The following is a 15,147-nucleotide window of genomic DNA, read 5'->3' on the forward strand; positions in this document are numbered from 1 at the left end:
ACTTTCCAAGACTGACCGAGCAAAATTCTCTATCTCCTAACACCACGATTTTATGACCTGATAGCATCTTCAATATTTTCCCCAATACTCGATGCTGTTCTTCGAGATTACTACTTCCTTTTTTATCCAATATCTCCCAATAGATTGGGATGGCTCTCTTGTCATAAATTAGACTCACCATCAAGATATTAATTGCTCCCCAACTCGTTCGGTCTATGGCAATATATACTAATCCTTTTATTGTGAATCTCTCCTGCTGTTTTAACATCTCTTTTAAGCAGAGAAACCAGATTTTTTCAATATTCAGAATTTCCAGCTTTAAAAATCTTTTTAGTTTTTTTCTCCGACTCTCAAACAGAATCGGTATTGGCAGTGCTTCTGCTAATATCTCTAACTTAGCTTGCTTTAGTATTTGCAAGGTTCCAACTATCATTAACAACAGTAGATATCCGGCTCGCCCCAGTTCATTCTCTAAGACTTTCTGGTATTGTAAAGTATGAAGCGATCGAATCTGGTAATATTGCTGCGGTGCTAAAACTGAAGCATCGTAGGTAAGATTTAATAATCCGAAACCGCAAAAAACCACTATTAGAAAGGAGACAATTAAGAACAATTTTTGCTTAAACAGCATCGGGATTAAAAACGGTGAGCTAAAAAAAATAAATTCCCCGTCCGGGACAGGGAAAAAATCTATCTTGATCAACAAAACAATTAATCCAAAAATCCCATTAAAGTTTCGGGATCATCAATTTCATTGGAAGCAACGGGACGATTACCCATGACTGTATAAGTTTCGCTAATGTGCAGATGACTGAGAGCAATCGGACGATTGCCAGAAATCGCTAGAGTGCTGCTAACTTCCATACCACTAGAGCCGACAGGACGCAATCCACCGACGGAAGAATAGGTACTAACCACTTTCAGATGGCTAACTTCTACGGGACGGCCCCCGGGTAACATTTCATCTTCCGTGAAGTGAAGATGGCTAGTACCAACAGGACGATTTTCGGGTAAGCGATGTTCGGGTTGATAGAATTTTAAGGCTTTGGAAGCCGATTCAGCGTTGTTTTTCACCGAAAGGGCGACCACTTCTTTATCCTTGGCGGTTTTAGCCGTAGTAGCTTTACCGCGTGTGCTGGTCTTTTCTTCTGTAGTTGCTGGGGTTTGAGTCCCGTTCGTTTCTAGATTTTCCACCGTCATAACCTGATACTCCTTTCCGTTAATAGCTTCGGAGAAACGATAAGATTTAAGTTTAGGGTATTCTCGAAGACTTTTAATCTTTTTTTAAAATCCTCTCTAATATTAAGATACATCTTTCTTTCCCCAAAACCCTATCAGTGTTGGTAATTTGATTGATAATTTATTTTGCCTGTTCTCTACACCTAGCCGCTAATGACCGCTTTTCAACTACAAGCACCCTTTCAACCCACCGGGGATCAACCGGCAGCGATCGATAAATTAGTAGATTCCTTGCAAAACCAGCATCGTTTCCAAACCCTCTTGGGGGCAACTGGCACCGGCAAAACCTTCACCATTGCCGCTGTGATCGAGAAAATCGGCAGGCCTACTCTTGTCCTAGCCCATAATAAGACCTTGGCTGCCCAATTATGTAACGAATTGCGGCAATTTTTCCCCAATAACGCCGTGGAATACTTTATCAGCTATTACGACTACTATCAACCGGAGGCTTATATTCCTGTCAGCGATACCTACATCGAAAAGAGTTCTTCAATTAATGATGAGATCGATATGCTGCGCCATTCAGCCACGCGCTCGCTGTTTGAACGCAGGGATGTGATCGTCGTCGCTTCCATTAGTTGTATTTATGGTTTGGGAATGCCGGCGGAATACCTGAAAGCGGCGATTTCCTTAACAGTTGGTCAAGAGTTCGACCAAAGGCAATTATTACGGGCCTTGGTGTCAGTGCAGTACAATCGCAATGATTTGGAGTTAACTCGCGGCCGTTTTCGTCTCAAGGGCGATATTTTGGAAATTGTTCCCGCTTACGAGGATCGGGTTATTAAAATTGATTTTTTTGGCGATGAGATTGAAAGTATTCGTTATCTCGATCCCCTGACGGGGGAAGTTTTGCAAAAATTAGAGCGAATTAGTATTTATCCGGCCCGTCACTTTGTTACCCCGGAGGAACGTTTAGAGGTGGCCTGTCGGGATATTAAAACCGAGTTAGATAACCGTTTATTGGAGTTAGAAAAAGCGGGCAAATTACTGGAAGCGCAACGTTTGGATCAACGGACTCGTTATGATTTAGAAATGTTGCAGGAAGTGGGTTATTGTAACGGAGTAGAAAATTATTCGCGGCATTTAGCGGGTAGGTTAGCGGGGGAACCGCCGGAATGTTTGGTGGATTATTTTCCTCAAAATTGGTTATTAGTTGTGGATGAATCTCATGTCAGTGTGCCGCAGATTCGCGGAATGTATAATGGCGATCAATCACGAAAAAAAGTTTTGATCGATCACGGGTTTCGTTTACCCAGTGCTGCGGATAATCGTCCTTTGAAGTCGGAAGAATTTTGGCAGAAAGTTAATCAATGTATTTTTGTTTCGGCCACTCCGGGAGATTGGGAATTAGAACAGTCAGAAAATCACATTGTTGAACAAATTATCCGACCGACGGGAGTTTTAGACCCAGAGATTTTTGTGCGACCAACCGAGGGACAAGTGGATGATTTATTAGGGGAAATTAAGGAGCGAGTGCGGTTAAATGAAAGGGTTTTGATTACCACTTTAACCAAACGCATGGCCGAAGATTTAACCGAATACTTGCAAGAAAGGGGAATTAAAGTTAGATATCTACATTCAGAAATTCAATCAATTCAACGGATTGAAATTATCCAAGACCTGCGAGAAGGGGTCTTTGACGTGCTGATCGGGGTGAATTTGCTTCGCGAGGGGTTAGACCTGCCGGAAGTGTCTCTAGTGGCGATTTTAGACGCAGATAAGGAAGGATTTTTAAGGGCTACCCGCTCTTTAATTCAAACTATTGGCCGGGCTGCTCGTCATATTCGCGGTCAGGCAATTCTTTACGGAGATAATCTCACTGATAGTATGATTAATGCGATCGAAGAAACCAAGAGACGGCGAGCTATTCAAGAGGAATATAACCAAAAACATGGGATTATTCCGCAACCGATTGTTAAAAGGTCGAGTAATTCAATTTTAGCTTTTCTGGATATTTCCCGTCGTCTAAATTCCCAACAATTAGATCAGGTTTGTGAGAATATAGAAGAACTTTCTTTAGAACAAATTCCCGAATTAATTCAACAACTAGAAGCGCAAATGAAAGAAGCGGCAAAAAATCTAGAATTCGAGGCAGCGGCTAAATATCGTGATCGGATTAAGCAATTGCGAGATAAATTATTAAATCATCTTAGATAAACCTATGACTAGATTTATTCATGACCAGTTTGCCAAAGATTATCTCGAAGAATTATTATCTTCTCTGGGAGAAGTAAAATCGGCACGGGTTGTACGAGGAGAAGTACGAGAAATCGATGTCTGGTTTTCACCCCAGATTCTCGATAATAATCCGAGAGAACTGCTAGGATTACTGGGAAAAATGGCGATTAATCCCTGTTTATTTGAACCCTTTCGCAATCCTGTCACTGCTACAGAAATTAGGACTTGTCTGTTAAAACTGTTGGAAGTGGAAGGAGAAATTAATCGTCGAGCAAATCGTCAGAAAACGAATGTTAACGACGGGGAAATCCCCCGTCTCTGGATTTTGACTCCCAGTGCTTCCTCGCAACTGTTAGGAGGATTCGGAGCTAAATTAGATGAGGAGAATTGGGGGGAGGGTATCTATTTTTTGGCTCCCTCTTTACGCACGGCAATCACCGTTATCCATCAATTACCCCCAACAGAAGCAACTCTCTGGTTAAGAATTTTAGGCCGGGGAAAAGTACAAGCAAGGGCGATCGATGAGTTAGAATCGTTACCAGAAAACCATCCTTTTCGGGTAAATGCTCTAGAATTATTATTAAACTTGAGAACTTCTTTAACTAACGATCAAGAGCTTGAACAGGAGGACAGAGAGTTAATTATGAGATTATCACCTTTATACACTTCCCGTCTTCAGGAAGAACTGGATGCTGGCCGTCAACAGGGTCTTCAACAGGGTCTTCAACAGGGTCTTCAACAGGGTCTCCAACAGGGTCTTCAACAGGGTCTCCAACAGGGTCTCCAACAGGGTCTCCAACAGGGTCTTCAACAGGGTCTCCAACAGGGTCTCCAACAGGGTCTCCAACAGGGTCTCCAACAGGGTCTTCAGCAGGGAGAACGTCTGGTGATAGAAAATTTATTGAAAGCTCGTTTTGGTAATTTAGACCCAGATTTGTCCGTAATCATCGATCGCATTTTATTATTACCAGTGGAGGAGTTTACCCCTTTAATACTCAATTCATCTCGCACAGAATTAATTGCCCACTTTTCCAATTAAAAGCATAACTCAATCCTTTGATGATACTGGATTTTAAAATTGGCTGATTAACCAGCGCAGGCAATTTTCTGGGCAAATTCGGGAATATTGAGGATCGTTCTGGAACCAGCATCAGCTTTCTTGCTAATTTGTGGGCAATTAGCGGCAATTTAACTCTGATGGCCTGAGAATAACTTTTCTAAAGCTTCCTTCAAGGTTGGTTCCATGACAATTTTATTTTGATAAGCAACTGTTACTCTAGCGATTGTCGGGACACTATTTTGGTCTGCCACTAGATACAAAGGTTCTACATAAAGCAGCGATTGTTCAATGGGAATAATTAATAGGTGTCCTTGCAAAACTTTAGAACCGTCCCGATTCCAAAGGGAAATCTGTTGAGAAATATCTGGATCTTGGTTAATTAAAGCCTCAATTTGATTCGGTCCGTACACTAACCTTTGTTTAGGAAATTGATAGAGCAATAACTTACCATACTCTCTATCATCTGAACGAGCTGCCAACCAAGCGATTAAATTTTGCCGACTAGAGGGAGTATAGGGATGGAGGAGAATAAATTCTTCTTTGTCGGAATCGGGCAGTTTCATGATTAAATAATAGGGTGATACAGCCTGGGGTTCCGTGCCGTAAATTTCTAGGGGAATTTCCCATTGATCCTCCCGATTATAAAATACTTGCGGATCGGTCATGTGATAGGTTAATAATCTTTCTGCTTGGGTACTAAATAAATCTTCAGGATAACGGATATGACTGCGGAGAGTTTTCGGCATTTCTGCTAAAGATTTAAAGAGATGAGGAAAGATTTTACTCCACGTCTGAATAATTGGATCATTTTCATCGGCAACATAGAAATTCACTGTTCCATGATAGGCATCCACTACCACTTTCACCGAATTGCGAATATAGTTAAATTTATCTTTCCCTGGGTCAGAATAGGGATAGCGATCGCTGATAGTATAAGCATCAATAATCCAATGTAATTTACTACTACTATCGCCCACATCTGCCGCTACTAAATAGGGGTTGCGATCATAATTTAAAAAAGGTGCGATAGTTTGCACGCGATTTTGGATATCACGACGCATTAATAAGCGAGTTTCGGGAGTAAAATCTTGGCTAAATAACATTTGCCAATCCCGCAGATAAAGGGCAAATAGCCAACGTCTCCACCCCTTACCCACTAAGATTCCTCCCTTTCCATCGTAGGTATTATAGACATTTCCATCCCCGCTAGGAAAATCCAATTCTTCTACGGTGGTGGGAGTCATCACATAATTATTAGTTAATTCCCCGTAGTAAATGCGGGGTTTACCAATGGGAATACTATAATCAATTAATTCGCTAGAAGTTTGGAGGGCTCCTTCGTCTTTATTTGTGCCGATATCTTTGACAAAATAGTAAGGTAAACCCGCAGCAGCTACTAAATTAACCGGAGAAAGAGTGAACCCATAACCGTGGGTATAAACGAGGTGTTTATTCACCCAAGTGTTAGCAGAAGTGGGAACCGCACTATAATCTAATTCTCTAGCGGCAATAATGGTCTGTTGTTTTTCAGATATTTGACGTTCCTCGATTTTTTCAGGCAGTCCTACGCGTACCCGATAGCGATCGATATCAGCATCAGGGAATTTATAATATAAGCGAATTTGCTGTAATTGTCGGTTAGTTTCTAGCAGTGGTTTGGTGTCCCAAAGACGAATATTATCGATAGTTAGATGGTTTCTCTCTAAAACTTCGGCATTTAATTCGGCCTGTGGATCGAAAACTTGGGCATCAATTCTATCTAAGGAAAAAGCCGCTCTTGTGGATTGAATACTTCTTTCAATATAGGGTCTTTCTCTCACTAATTCATTCGGTTGTACGACAGTTCTTTGTAATAGTCCACTGATAATTGTGCCACTTATCCAAACAATTAAATAGAGAAATACAGGAACTAAGTAGGGGTAAAATACCAACTTTTTCTTAGTGTTTTTGTATAACTTGCGACGGTCTTTTTTACCAAATAATGCTTTTTCTCCTAACCATATAGAGGTTATTCCTGCAATAATTCCCAGAATAATTTCAATAAATTGACCAACATGAACATCGATATAACCCGCACCATAAACTACCCCTTCCGGAGAGTAAAGTAGCAGGTAACGCTGAATAATATGGTGTAATACTAGCAGCCCCATTAACCCACTCCACAGGGCGTATAAATGACGCAGTTGCGGACGAGAAAACCCCGGAAATGTTCCCAGAGAAAGACTATCACCCGAAAAAAGATAGGTTAAACTAACAGCAAAAAGAGTATATATTCCCACACCACCGAGCCATAATTCTAGTAACTGCCACAGGGGTAATTGAAAGATATAAAAACCTAAATCATTCCCGTATTGAGGATCGTTAATATTGAAAGGAACACCATAAAAATATTTTAAAAAGTTCGCCCACTGCCCAGCAATAATAAAAGATAGCATGACAGTTAATACTATAGATATTATTCGCAAAAAATACTCGGTTTTAATTAATAATCCCAAGACTAAAAAAGCGATAATTACCCCTTGCCAAAGATTACTGGAAATATCGGTTAATACTTGCCTAATCCAAACTATTTGCAGAGGAGAACTTAGGGAAGAACTAAGGTTAGGGAGATTAAAATCTGGTGTCCAGAGACTGAGGGCTAGTTTACTGTAATACAATAACATTGACCCAATCCAAGCTCCAATTCCCGTTGTGATAATCAAAAGGCCGAGTAAATTAATACTAGGAGATTGAGGACTAAGAGGATAACTATCTTCTTTGGGTTTTTGCCAACGAAAACGCTGGGCTAAACGTAAATTAGTAAAGATAAAAAGTAGAGAAAGAATAGCACTTCCCCAACCTAATCCTAGTTGCCAAGATAATTGTTTCAGGAAAGTGTTTAAATAACCCATCTCGGTAAACCAGAGGCTATTGGCTAAAACTAATATCCCCAACTCCCCGATCACAAGGCAGCCGAGAAACAGTAAAATAGGTTTAGCGATCGAGCTTCGGTTATGTCTGATCAACATGGATAAAGTGATAAGGGAGAGTCTTTTTTCATTCTAGCGATTTTAGTTTCTCCCTGCTGCTTTTTCTTAATTTAAAGATAAACTTAAGAAACTATGACTAGGTTAGGGCAATAATTTCGCTTAAAGTCAGCTATTTTAGCTAGGATTAGCAGACTGGAGTATTTCCCGAAAAATCCTGCGTCGATAGGAAGGGGATTCATTGCTGATATTCCATAAAGTTTCGTAGAAAAAGAAAGAAACACCAAAATTTTGTTGTCTCGATTTTTCCACTTGTTGAGTAATATTAACCATCGGAATCGGACGACCTTTTAAACCAGATAAAATCCCAATAGCTACGGGGATAGATTGTCTAGCTTGCTGTAATTCTGGTTGGGATAATTCCCAGTCAAAGGCGTTCATATCAGTTCGATACACTTGCACTATTAATTCATCAATCAAGTTTTTTTCTTGCCATTTTTGCCAATCTAAAAGATAGGATTCTAGGGAGAAAGTGTAGGGATTAGGAGATAGGGAAATAATCGCTCTAGGTTGCTGCTTTTTAATCGTCTGGGCCAAACTATTCATATAGTCAGTAATTTTATCGGCCCGCCATTGAATCCATGCTTTATCTTGGTAATCTTGCGGTGGTAATTGTCCCGAATGTTCCCTTTGATAGAGTTTAATTGTGGTTTCATCATAGCCAAAATCGGCGGGATAACCAAAATGGTCATCAAACTGAATTCCTTCTATATCGTAGTTAGTAATAATCTCGCTGACTAAATCGGTAATAAAGTTTTGTACTTGCGGATGTAAGGGATTTAACCACACCCGTTGATGCACTTTTCCTTCCCACCAAATCACGCTTTTATCCTGTCTTTGGGTTAACCAATCGGGATGTCGTTTGGCTAATTCTGAATCCGCAGGAGCCATAAAACCAAATTCAAACCAGGGAATAATTCTTAATTTTTTCCGATGACCTTGGCTAATTATTTCCTTTAAAAAGTCGCGATTTTTTAAATATTCATGGGGATCGAGCGCTCGTCCCGTCACTTTTTCTGCTACCCTAGAAGGATAGAGTGTATAACCCCAATTCCAGACCGTGGGATAAATAGTGTTAAAGTTTAAATCGGCCAACCTATCAAGGGCATCTTTTAGGGTTTCCCGTTTAAATAATACCTCACTATCGATATTAGTTAACCAAACTCCACGAATTTCGGGTTTTTCTTGGGTTTGATTGCTGGATTGTGCCGGATAATTAAAGGTTATCGTCATGATACAAGCAAAGATAATTAAAAATATTAACCAGCTTATTTTCCCGTATCTTTGACTATAAATCACTAAACCATCGGCGAAATTATTAAAGGTTTTACTGATTTTATTCATAATGGGGAGTGGGGAAGTGGGGAGACTTATCAGTTATCAGTTCACTGATAACTGATAACTGAATAACTGATAATGGCTAAATTATCTCTCTAAATTGCGAGGATCTAGAGAATCGCGTAAACCATCACCGAGTAAATTAAAAGCTAAAACGGTGAGAATAATTAACAAAGCAGGTGGCCAAATTAACCAGGGTTGTAGAACAATAATTGAAGCATTGGTAGCCAAAGAAAGCATATTTCCCCAACTAGGATCCGGTTGTTGAATTCCCAAACCAATTAAACTTAAAACCGATTCGGCCACGATAAATCCCGGCACGGCTAACGTAGCGGAAATAATGATATAACTAGCAGTTTGGGGCAGCACATGACGCAGAATAATATAAAGAGGTTTTGCTCCCATAGCTTTAGCGGCCTGAATAAATTCCTGTTCTTTCAGGGATAAAACTTGACCGCGAATTACCCGCGCTAATCCCGACCAACTGATAAAAGAAGTAATCAGGACGATTAATAAAAAGCGCTGGGTGCTGGTTAATCCTGCGGGTAAAACCGCTGCTAGGGCCACGAGTAAATATATGCCGGGGATGGTCATTAAAACTTCCACAAAACGCATTAAAATCGCATCTAACCAACCGCCAAAATAGCCAGAAATGCCACCGACAAATAAACCAATAGGGAAAGAAATTAAAATCCCGACCAAACCGATAAATAAACTAATTCTGCCTCCGAAAATCAGGCGACTAAAACTATCGCGTCCCGATTCGTCAGTTCCCAATATATTGATTCTACCATCGCCGATGACCCCGAACAGATGGCGATCAAAAGGGATACCGGGGAATAAAGTTACTTCCTCCCATTTTGGCGGCAAAGGTAGGCGAATTTGACCGAAATTATAGGTTTCACCCTGAACCAAGAGACGCAGCGGCAAGGGTTTGTTAAAATCTCTAATTAGCTTCCGCTCACCAGTTTCTATATTAATAGCACTTTGAGTGGTGGGATAGACGTGGGGGCCAATCCACTCACCCTTGTTACTTCCCGACTGCGAGCGCCAAAAGATTTGGGTGGGGGGTAGGAGAGACTGACCGGGTTGGGAGGAGTAGGGAGAGTAGGGAGCGACAAAATCCGCCGCCATTACGCTTAAATAGAAGATTAACAGTAAAACTGCTCCCCAACGAGCGAGAGGATTATCTTTGAGTTTGTGCCACCAGTCCATAGGCGATGAGGTCAATAGGAGAGTTAATCTTTATTTTGCTAGTTTGATTGCTACAATTCATCATACCAACAAAAAAGCTGTCTAATGTTTATCAATCCCCTTGTTTATGAGAAATCTTCTGTCTATCGTCAAGATTTTGAGACAGCGCAACCGTTTAAGCATTTGGTCATCGATAATTTTTTAGTTAGGGAGCAAGCGCAAATTTTGCTGGAAAATTTTCCGAGTTTTAATCCGCAAAAAGCCATTAGTGAGTTAGGAAAAGTTGGCGGGAAGGCGGTTAATGAGGATTTAATCGGTTTGGGGGGTGTTTATCAACAGTTTGGCCGCTACGTTCAAGCTCAAGAGTTTTTAGAGTTAATTTCCCAATTAACTGGTATCGATAATTTAATTCCAGACCCTAGTTTTTATGGGGGTGGAACCCATGAAAATTTACACGGTCAAGAATTAGACCCTCACATTGATTTTAACCTCGATGAGCGTCACTGGTATCATCGCCGCTTGAATTTATTAATCTATTTAAATCCCCAATGGCAAGCAGATTGGGGAGGAAATCTAGAGTTACATTCCAATCCTCGTCAACCAGAAGAAAATAAGATTAAATCTTTTGTACCTATCTTTAATCGTTGTCTTATTTTTGAAACTAATGAACATTCATGGCATGGATTTTCTCAGATTAATTTACCAGAAAATCAACGGCATTTATCGCGTAAATCTCTTTCTATCTATCTCTATACTAAAGAACGTCCAGCCGAGGAATTATCACCATCTCATACAACTTTTTACATCCCGCGCCCGCTGCCAGAAAATATTCAACCCCATCAAGTTTTAAGCTCGGAAGATTACCAACAAATTAAAATTTTACTGAAAAGACGGGATGATTTAATTCGTTTTTATCAAGATAGAGAACTGAAAGAATCTCAGGATTTAGTTAGTTTAAAATCCCATATTAAACGCTATCTATCCCTCCAATATCCTCGCCTATGGAAAGTGATTAAAAGTTTACCCCGTTGGCAAAAGTGACCAGAAAAAAATCCCTACTTTCCAATCAAAGAAAGTAGGGAATAATCAAAAAAACTGACTGGGAACTTAGCCTAATAACTGGGTAGCACGGGTAGTTAAAGCATTGGCAGTTAAACAATTATAGGCCATAATTTCCCCGGTGCTGGCGGTGGTTTCTCCCCGTTTCCAAGCGAAGACATCCCGACGCGCATTACTGCGTAACATAATCGGTTCTAACATGGCGCTTGTACCACCGGTTACTCCGATTAAAGCATCACCAGCAAAGAGACTGCCAAAACCAGCATCATCAAGGAAATTATTATCCGCTTCCGAGCTAGTTTCACTCATCACATCGCTAGGACGATAGAGACGACGGGGATTAATTACCGAGACGATTTTTACCCCGATTCCTGCTGCTTCTAACTGTTGTGCAGACTCAAAAACGGGTAATAAAGTCATATCACCAATGACGGCAAAAACGACTTTTTTGCTGCCTTCCGATTCCTGGAGAATTACGCCGCCTTTTTCCAAAGCTTGACGGGTTTGCTCAAAGCTGGTTCGCACTGGTAAAGGCGATTTACTAGCGGTGATTGTAATGCCTTTATTGCTAGTTCCTAACGCCCATTCATAGCAGACTTGAATACTGTTAGCATCGCAGGGAAAGAGAGGGAAAATATTACCATTTCGCATCATAGCGGCGAAATAATTTTCAATCTCTGGGCGTTGGTGTGTCCAACCATTACGTCCTTGCTCCAAGGCTCCGGCGGTGAATAAAGTAATAGTAGAAGGGGTGGGACGACGTAACTCGGCCATCGCTTGGGTTACAGTCTGCCAAATCGGTAAACCATTGATAGCAAAAGACTCGTAGGAACACCATAAAGTCCGCGCTCCCAAGAGAGATAAACCGACGGCTAAACCAGCACAGGCATCCTCGCTTAAAGGCTCATAAACTTGACCTTTCGGACTCTGGAAATAGGTATCATCGCTGGTGGGGTGAATAATCTTTAAACCGACGTTAATATTATTAATTCCCGAAGCGGCATTACCATCAGCATTAGTGACAACAAAATTAGGGTCAGCTTTACCCACAGCTACCACTAATTCCCCCATAGCAGTGGTGGCCACTTTTTTATCGCCACCCACAGTATATTCGGTCATCGGTAAGGTTCCTAAATCCGGCAGCGGGAAGACTTTTTCCGTTACCACTGTTTCCGCTGCCGGACCCCCTCCAGAGCGCTCGAAATTAGTACGAACAATTGCCCAAGCTTCAGGGGGTAAAGCGCGTTCTTGTAAGGCAGCAACGATATAATCTTTTTCTAGAGAATCTCCCGGATAAAGATTATGGGAAGCCGCTCCCCGTTTGTGAACTCCCGCCCCTTTCAGTTGTTTAATAATGATCACCGTTAGTTTACCACCTAGGGCTAATTGGGCGGCTTTATCCGTGGCTATTAACACCGCTTTCATGAACTCCAGACGCTGGTTAAAAGAGAATTTGGTGCTATCTACATATTCCCCATTTTGATTAGCATCATCGAAGTCTTTAGCATTAATTAAAATCACTTCCTCGAAACCATTACCGCGCCAATAGGCTTCCATTTCGGCGTTAGTTTTCAGGGACACCATGCTATGGTGTTCTTGGGAATAGCCATTCCAGACTAAAATCGGCAGAAAATTGGTAATTTCGGGATAAGCAGTGTGAAAATGACCAAAACTACTCATGATGTAGGGTTCTCCTAAACCACCATCCCCGATAGTCACAGGGAAAAGGGTATTAGGGTGTAATTTGGCCGCCGCCATGGCGAAATGTTGGCCTTGGCCCAAAGGACCGGCCGGCCCGAGCAGTCCGGGGATTTGTCCAGAAAGATGCCCTAAAAGTCCGTGTTTTTCCCGAAAACGTTCTCCCAATTCGGTGACGTTGCTGATGCCCATGGCTTCGAGAGAGCGATCGAGAAAGACGTTACTATAAAAACCGGGGGCATGATGGCCCACTTCGGTGAAGATATTTTTCTGGCCTAACATCATCAAAGAGGCAATTACGTCGGCAGCGCTGGCAAAACCGCCGGGGTGTCCCGATTCTTTGGTAGCGGTGATTTGTAGGGTGAGGTAACGCAAAGCATCGGCGGCTAGGAGGGTTTGATAGATAGCATTTGGGTCATTAGGAGCAATAATAGCAGTTTTTCCCTCAGCGATAGCGGCTTTTCCTGCATATTTATCAAATTCGGGTAAGGAACCCCCAAAATATTTTATCCCTTGACAAAAATCGGGAATTGTGCTAGTAGCTGTCATAAAATTAATATACCCCTTTACATACAGGCAATCGTTAAAACCATCTTACAGTTAGCGGTAACTCTCGATAGATGCGATATTACAGGGGGTTTCCATAGGCGATCGACTATTTGTGCTACACTGATCGCCAATGTTAGCAATAAAATTAATCCTATTGATCATGTTAAATAGCAGCCAATTACAGCATTTAATCAGCAAATCACTGCGTTATCTATTAATTATCGGCACTATTGCCCCTCTAACTTCCTTAGAGGCTCGCCCAGTCCAAGCTACTCCTCCTAGTAGTGCTGCACCCCCTAAAGAAGCGATTGCCCCTATCCCCGCAGAAAGCAAAGATTACACCCTAGGAGAAGGGGATAAAGTGCGCGTCACCATCTACCAAGTCGCGGATTTAAGCGGCGATTTCCTCGTCTTACCCGATGGAACCCTAACTTTACCTCTGATTGGTAGCGTCAAAGTGGAGGGAATGACCGTCACCGAAGCCAGCCAAACCCTGGCCAAACGTTACACCACCTATCTCAAACGTCCCGTGGTTACTGTTAGCGTTCTCACCCCCCGGCCTCTGCAAATCGCCATCGCGGGGGAAGTCAATCGTCCGGGTACTTATACAATTAACCCCGAACAAAGCCAAAAAACGCCCCTATTGACCGAAATAATCCGGCAAGCGGGGGGAGTGACTACGGTGGCCGATATTGGTCAAGTTCAAATCCGACGCAACCTCAAGGGACAAGAACAGCTAATTCAAGCCAATCTCTGGCAATTAATCCAAAAAGGCGATACAACCCAAGATATTAGTCTCAGGGATGGTGATAGCATCGTGATTCCCACTAAAACGACCCTTAGCGTCGGGGAAGTCAATCAATTAGCCGATGCCAATTTTGGACTAGATAGCGATCGAGAAATTAATGTTACTGTGGTGGGAGAAGTTTATCGCCCGGGGTCTCATCGTATTGTCCCCAATCAAGTTAACACCGTTACCACAGAGAATAATCGGGGAATTCGACGACAACCGGCCCGACTAACCCAAGCTATCCAACAAGCGGGAGGCATCAAACCCCTCGCCGATATCCGACAGGTGCAAGTGCTGCGTTATACTCGTGACGGTTCCCAGCAGAAAATCCCCGTAGATCTCTGGAGTTTGCTCGAACAAGGTGATATAACTGGCGATATCTTTCTTCAAGAAGGAGATACGGTGATTATCCCCACCGCGACTGAAATCTCGGCCAAGGAATCGGAAACCCTTGCATCGGCTAGTTTTGCCCCTAAAACCATTAACGTGAAAGTGGTCGGAGAGGTGAAAAAACCGGGGACAATTGAAGTTCCTCCCAATACCCCTCTCAATCAGGCAATTTTAACCGCAGGAGACTTTGATAAGCGTCGCGCTAATCAGTCCACAGTGGAATTAATTCGTCTCAATCCTAACGGAACCGTCACCAAAACCTCAATTAACATCGATTTTTCCCAGGGTATCAACGAGAAAACTAACCCGATTCTCCGCAATAATGATGTGGTGGTGGTTCATCGTAGCGGTCTGGCCGCCACTACCGATACCCTAGGTACGGTTTTAAGTCCCTTTACTGGTGTTACCGGTATCTTCAACGGATTGTTAAATCTTTTACGTTAAAAAACTTCACTTTACCCCGATGTCATTGGCTAAGTAATCGAGCTAATAATAGATATAGAAACGGCGAAAAGTCGTGAGCGGTCACGGCTTTTCTGCTCGATAAACTCAGGAAAGAAAACTATGATTTTTCTCCTTACTCTAGCCCTAATCTCCCTGTCGATTAGCTACAATGTTCACGGCGA

9 protein-coding genes and 1 pseudogene are annotated in these 15,147 nt (G+C 42.1%); 4 read left to right on the plus strand and 6 right to left on the minus strand.

Features of this window, described 5'->3' with window-relative positions; all coding sequences use genetic code 11:
- Both IQ224_RS23850 and IQ224_RS05990 read right to left on the minus strand, forming a co-directional pair.
- Positions 1–631, minus strand: a pseudogene (locus IQ224_RS23850) (hypothetical protein); the annotation flags it as partial.
- Between the two features lie 80 nt (positions 632–711).
- The gene (locus IQ224_RS05990; protein ID WP_002733480.1) at positions 712–1,200 is read right to left on the minus strand and encodes a hypothetical protein; all 489 of its coding nucleotides are present in this window, start codon (positions 1,198–1,200) and stop codon (positions 712–714) included.
- Between the two features lie 192 nt (positions 1,201–1,392).
- Between IQ224_RS05990 and uvrB the strand changes: the two genes are divergently transcribed.
- On the plus strand, positions 1,393–3,396 hold the full coding sequence (uvrB, locus tag IQ224_RS05995) for an excinuclease ABC subunit UvrB (RefSeq protein WP_002741261.1): 2,004 nt from the start codon (positions 1,393–1,395) through the stop codon (positions 3,394–3,396).
- Between the two features lie 4 nt (positions 3,397–3,400).
- Complete coding sequence (locus IQ224_RS06000) at positions 3,401–4,456, plus strand: flagellar assembly protein H (protein WP_084989859.1); 1,056 nt, start codon at positions 3,401–3,403, stop codon at positions 4,454–4,456.
- Positions 4,457–4,605: 149 nt separating this feature from the next.
- On the opposite strand, the gene IQ224_RS06005 is transcribed toward IQ224_RS06000, so the two are convergent.
- The 3 genes from IQ224_RS06005 to IQ224_RS06015 form a co-directional block, all read right to left on the minus strand.
- The gene (locus IQ224_RS06005) at positions 4,606–7,485 is read right to left on the minus strand and encodes a UPF0182 family protein (protein ID WP_002741255.1); all 2,880 of its coding nucleotides are present in this window, start codon (positions 7,483–7,485) and stop codon (positions 4,606–4,608) included.
- A gap of 135 nt (positions 7,486–7,620) precedes the next feature.
- The gene (locus IQ224_RS06010) at positions 7,621–8,847 is read right to left on the minus strand and encodes a glycoside hydrolase family 10 protein (RefSeq protein WP_002741253.1); all 1,227 of its coding nucleotides are present in this window, start codon (positions 8,845–8,847) and stop codon (positions 7,621–7,623) included.
- Positions 8,848–8,928: 81 nt separating this feature from the next.
- Entirely contained in the window at positions 8,929–10,056 is a 1,128-nt protein-coding gene (locus IQ224_RS06015; protein WP_002741251.1) for an ABC transporter permease, read from the minus strand.
- Positions 10,057–10,140: 84 nt separating this feature from the next.
- Between IQ224_RS06015 and IQ224_RS06020 the strand changes: the two genes are divergently transcribed.
- Positions 10,141–11,076: a 2OG-Fe(II) oxygenase gene (locus IQ224_RS06020; RefSeq protein ID WP_002741249.1), complete on the plus strand. Its 936-nt coding sequence runs from the start codon at positions 10,141–10,143 to the stop codon at positions 11,074–11,076.
- A gap of 66 nt (positions 11,077–11,142) precedes the next feature.
- On the opposite strand, the gene IQ224_RS06025 is transcribed toward IQ224_RS06020, so the two are convergent.
- The gene (locus IQ224_RS06025; RefSeq protein ID WP_194032696.1) at positions 11,143–13,341 is read right to left on the minus strand and encodes a phosphoketolase; all 2,199 of its coding nucleotides are present in this window, start codon (positions 13,339–13,341) and stop codon (positions 11,143–11,145) included.
- 130 nt (positions 13,342–13,471) lie between these two features.
- Between IQ224_RS06025 and IQ224_RS06030 the strand changes: the two genes are divergently transcribed.
- Positions 13,472–14,965 carry a polysaccharide biosynthesis/export family protein gene (locus IQ224_RS06030; RefSeq protein WP_194032697.1) on the plus strand — a complete coding sequence of 498 codons (1,494 nt, stop codon included), beginning with the start codon at positions 13,472–13,474 and terminating at the stop codon, positions 14,963–14,965.
- Positions 14,966–15,147 lie beyond the last annotated feature (182 nt).

This window comes from Microcystis sp. LEGE 00066, assembly GCF_015207925.1.
GTDB lineage: Bacteria > Cyanobacteriota > Cyanobacteriia > Cyanobacteriales > Microcystaceae > Microcystis > Microcystis ichthyoblabe_A.

Coding starts and splice junctions, on each gene's coding strand:
- IQ224_RS05990 (WP_002733480.1), bottom strand. CDS start 1,200: ATGACGGTGGAAAATCTAGAAACGAACGGGACTCAAACCCCAGCAACT.
- uvrB (WP_002741261.1), top strand. CDS start 1,393: ATGACCGCTTTTCAACTACAAGCACCCTTTCAACCCACCGGGGATCAA.
- IQ224_RS06000 (WP_084989859.1), top strand. CDS start 3,401: ATGACTAGATTTATTCATGACCAGTTTGCCAAAGATTATCTCGAAGAA.
- IQ224_RS06005 (WP_002741255.1), bottom strand. CDS start 7,485: ATGTTGATCAGACATAACCGAAGCTCGATCGCTAAACCTATTTTACTG.
- IQ224_RS06010 (WP_002741253.1), bottom strand. CDS start 8,847: ATGAATAAAATCAGTAAAACCTTTAATAATTTCGCCGATGGTTTAGTG.
- IQ224_RS06015 (WP_002741251.1), bottom strand. CDS start 10,056: ATGGACTGGTGGCACAAACTCAAAGATAATCCTCTCGCTCGTTGGGGA.
- IQ224_RS06020 (WP_002741249.1), top strand. CDS start 10,141: ATGTTTATCAATCCCCTTGTTTATGAGAAATCTTCTGTCTATCGTCAA.
- IQ224_RS06025 (WP_194032696.1), bottom strand. CDS start 13,341: ATGACAGCTACTAGCACAATTCCCGATTTTTGTCAAGGGATAAAATAT.
- IQ224_RS06030 (WP_194032697.1), top strand. CDS start 13,472: ATGTTAGCAATAAAATTAATCCTATTGATCATGTTAAATAGCAGCCAA.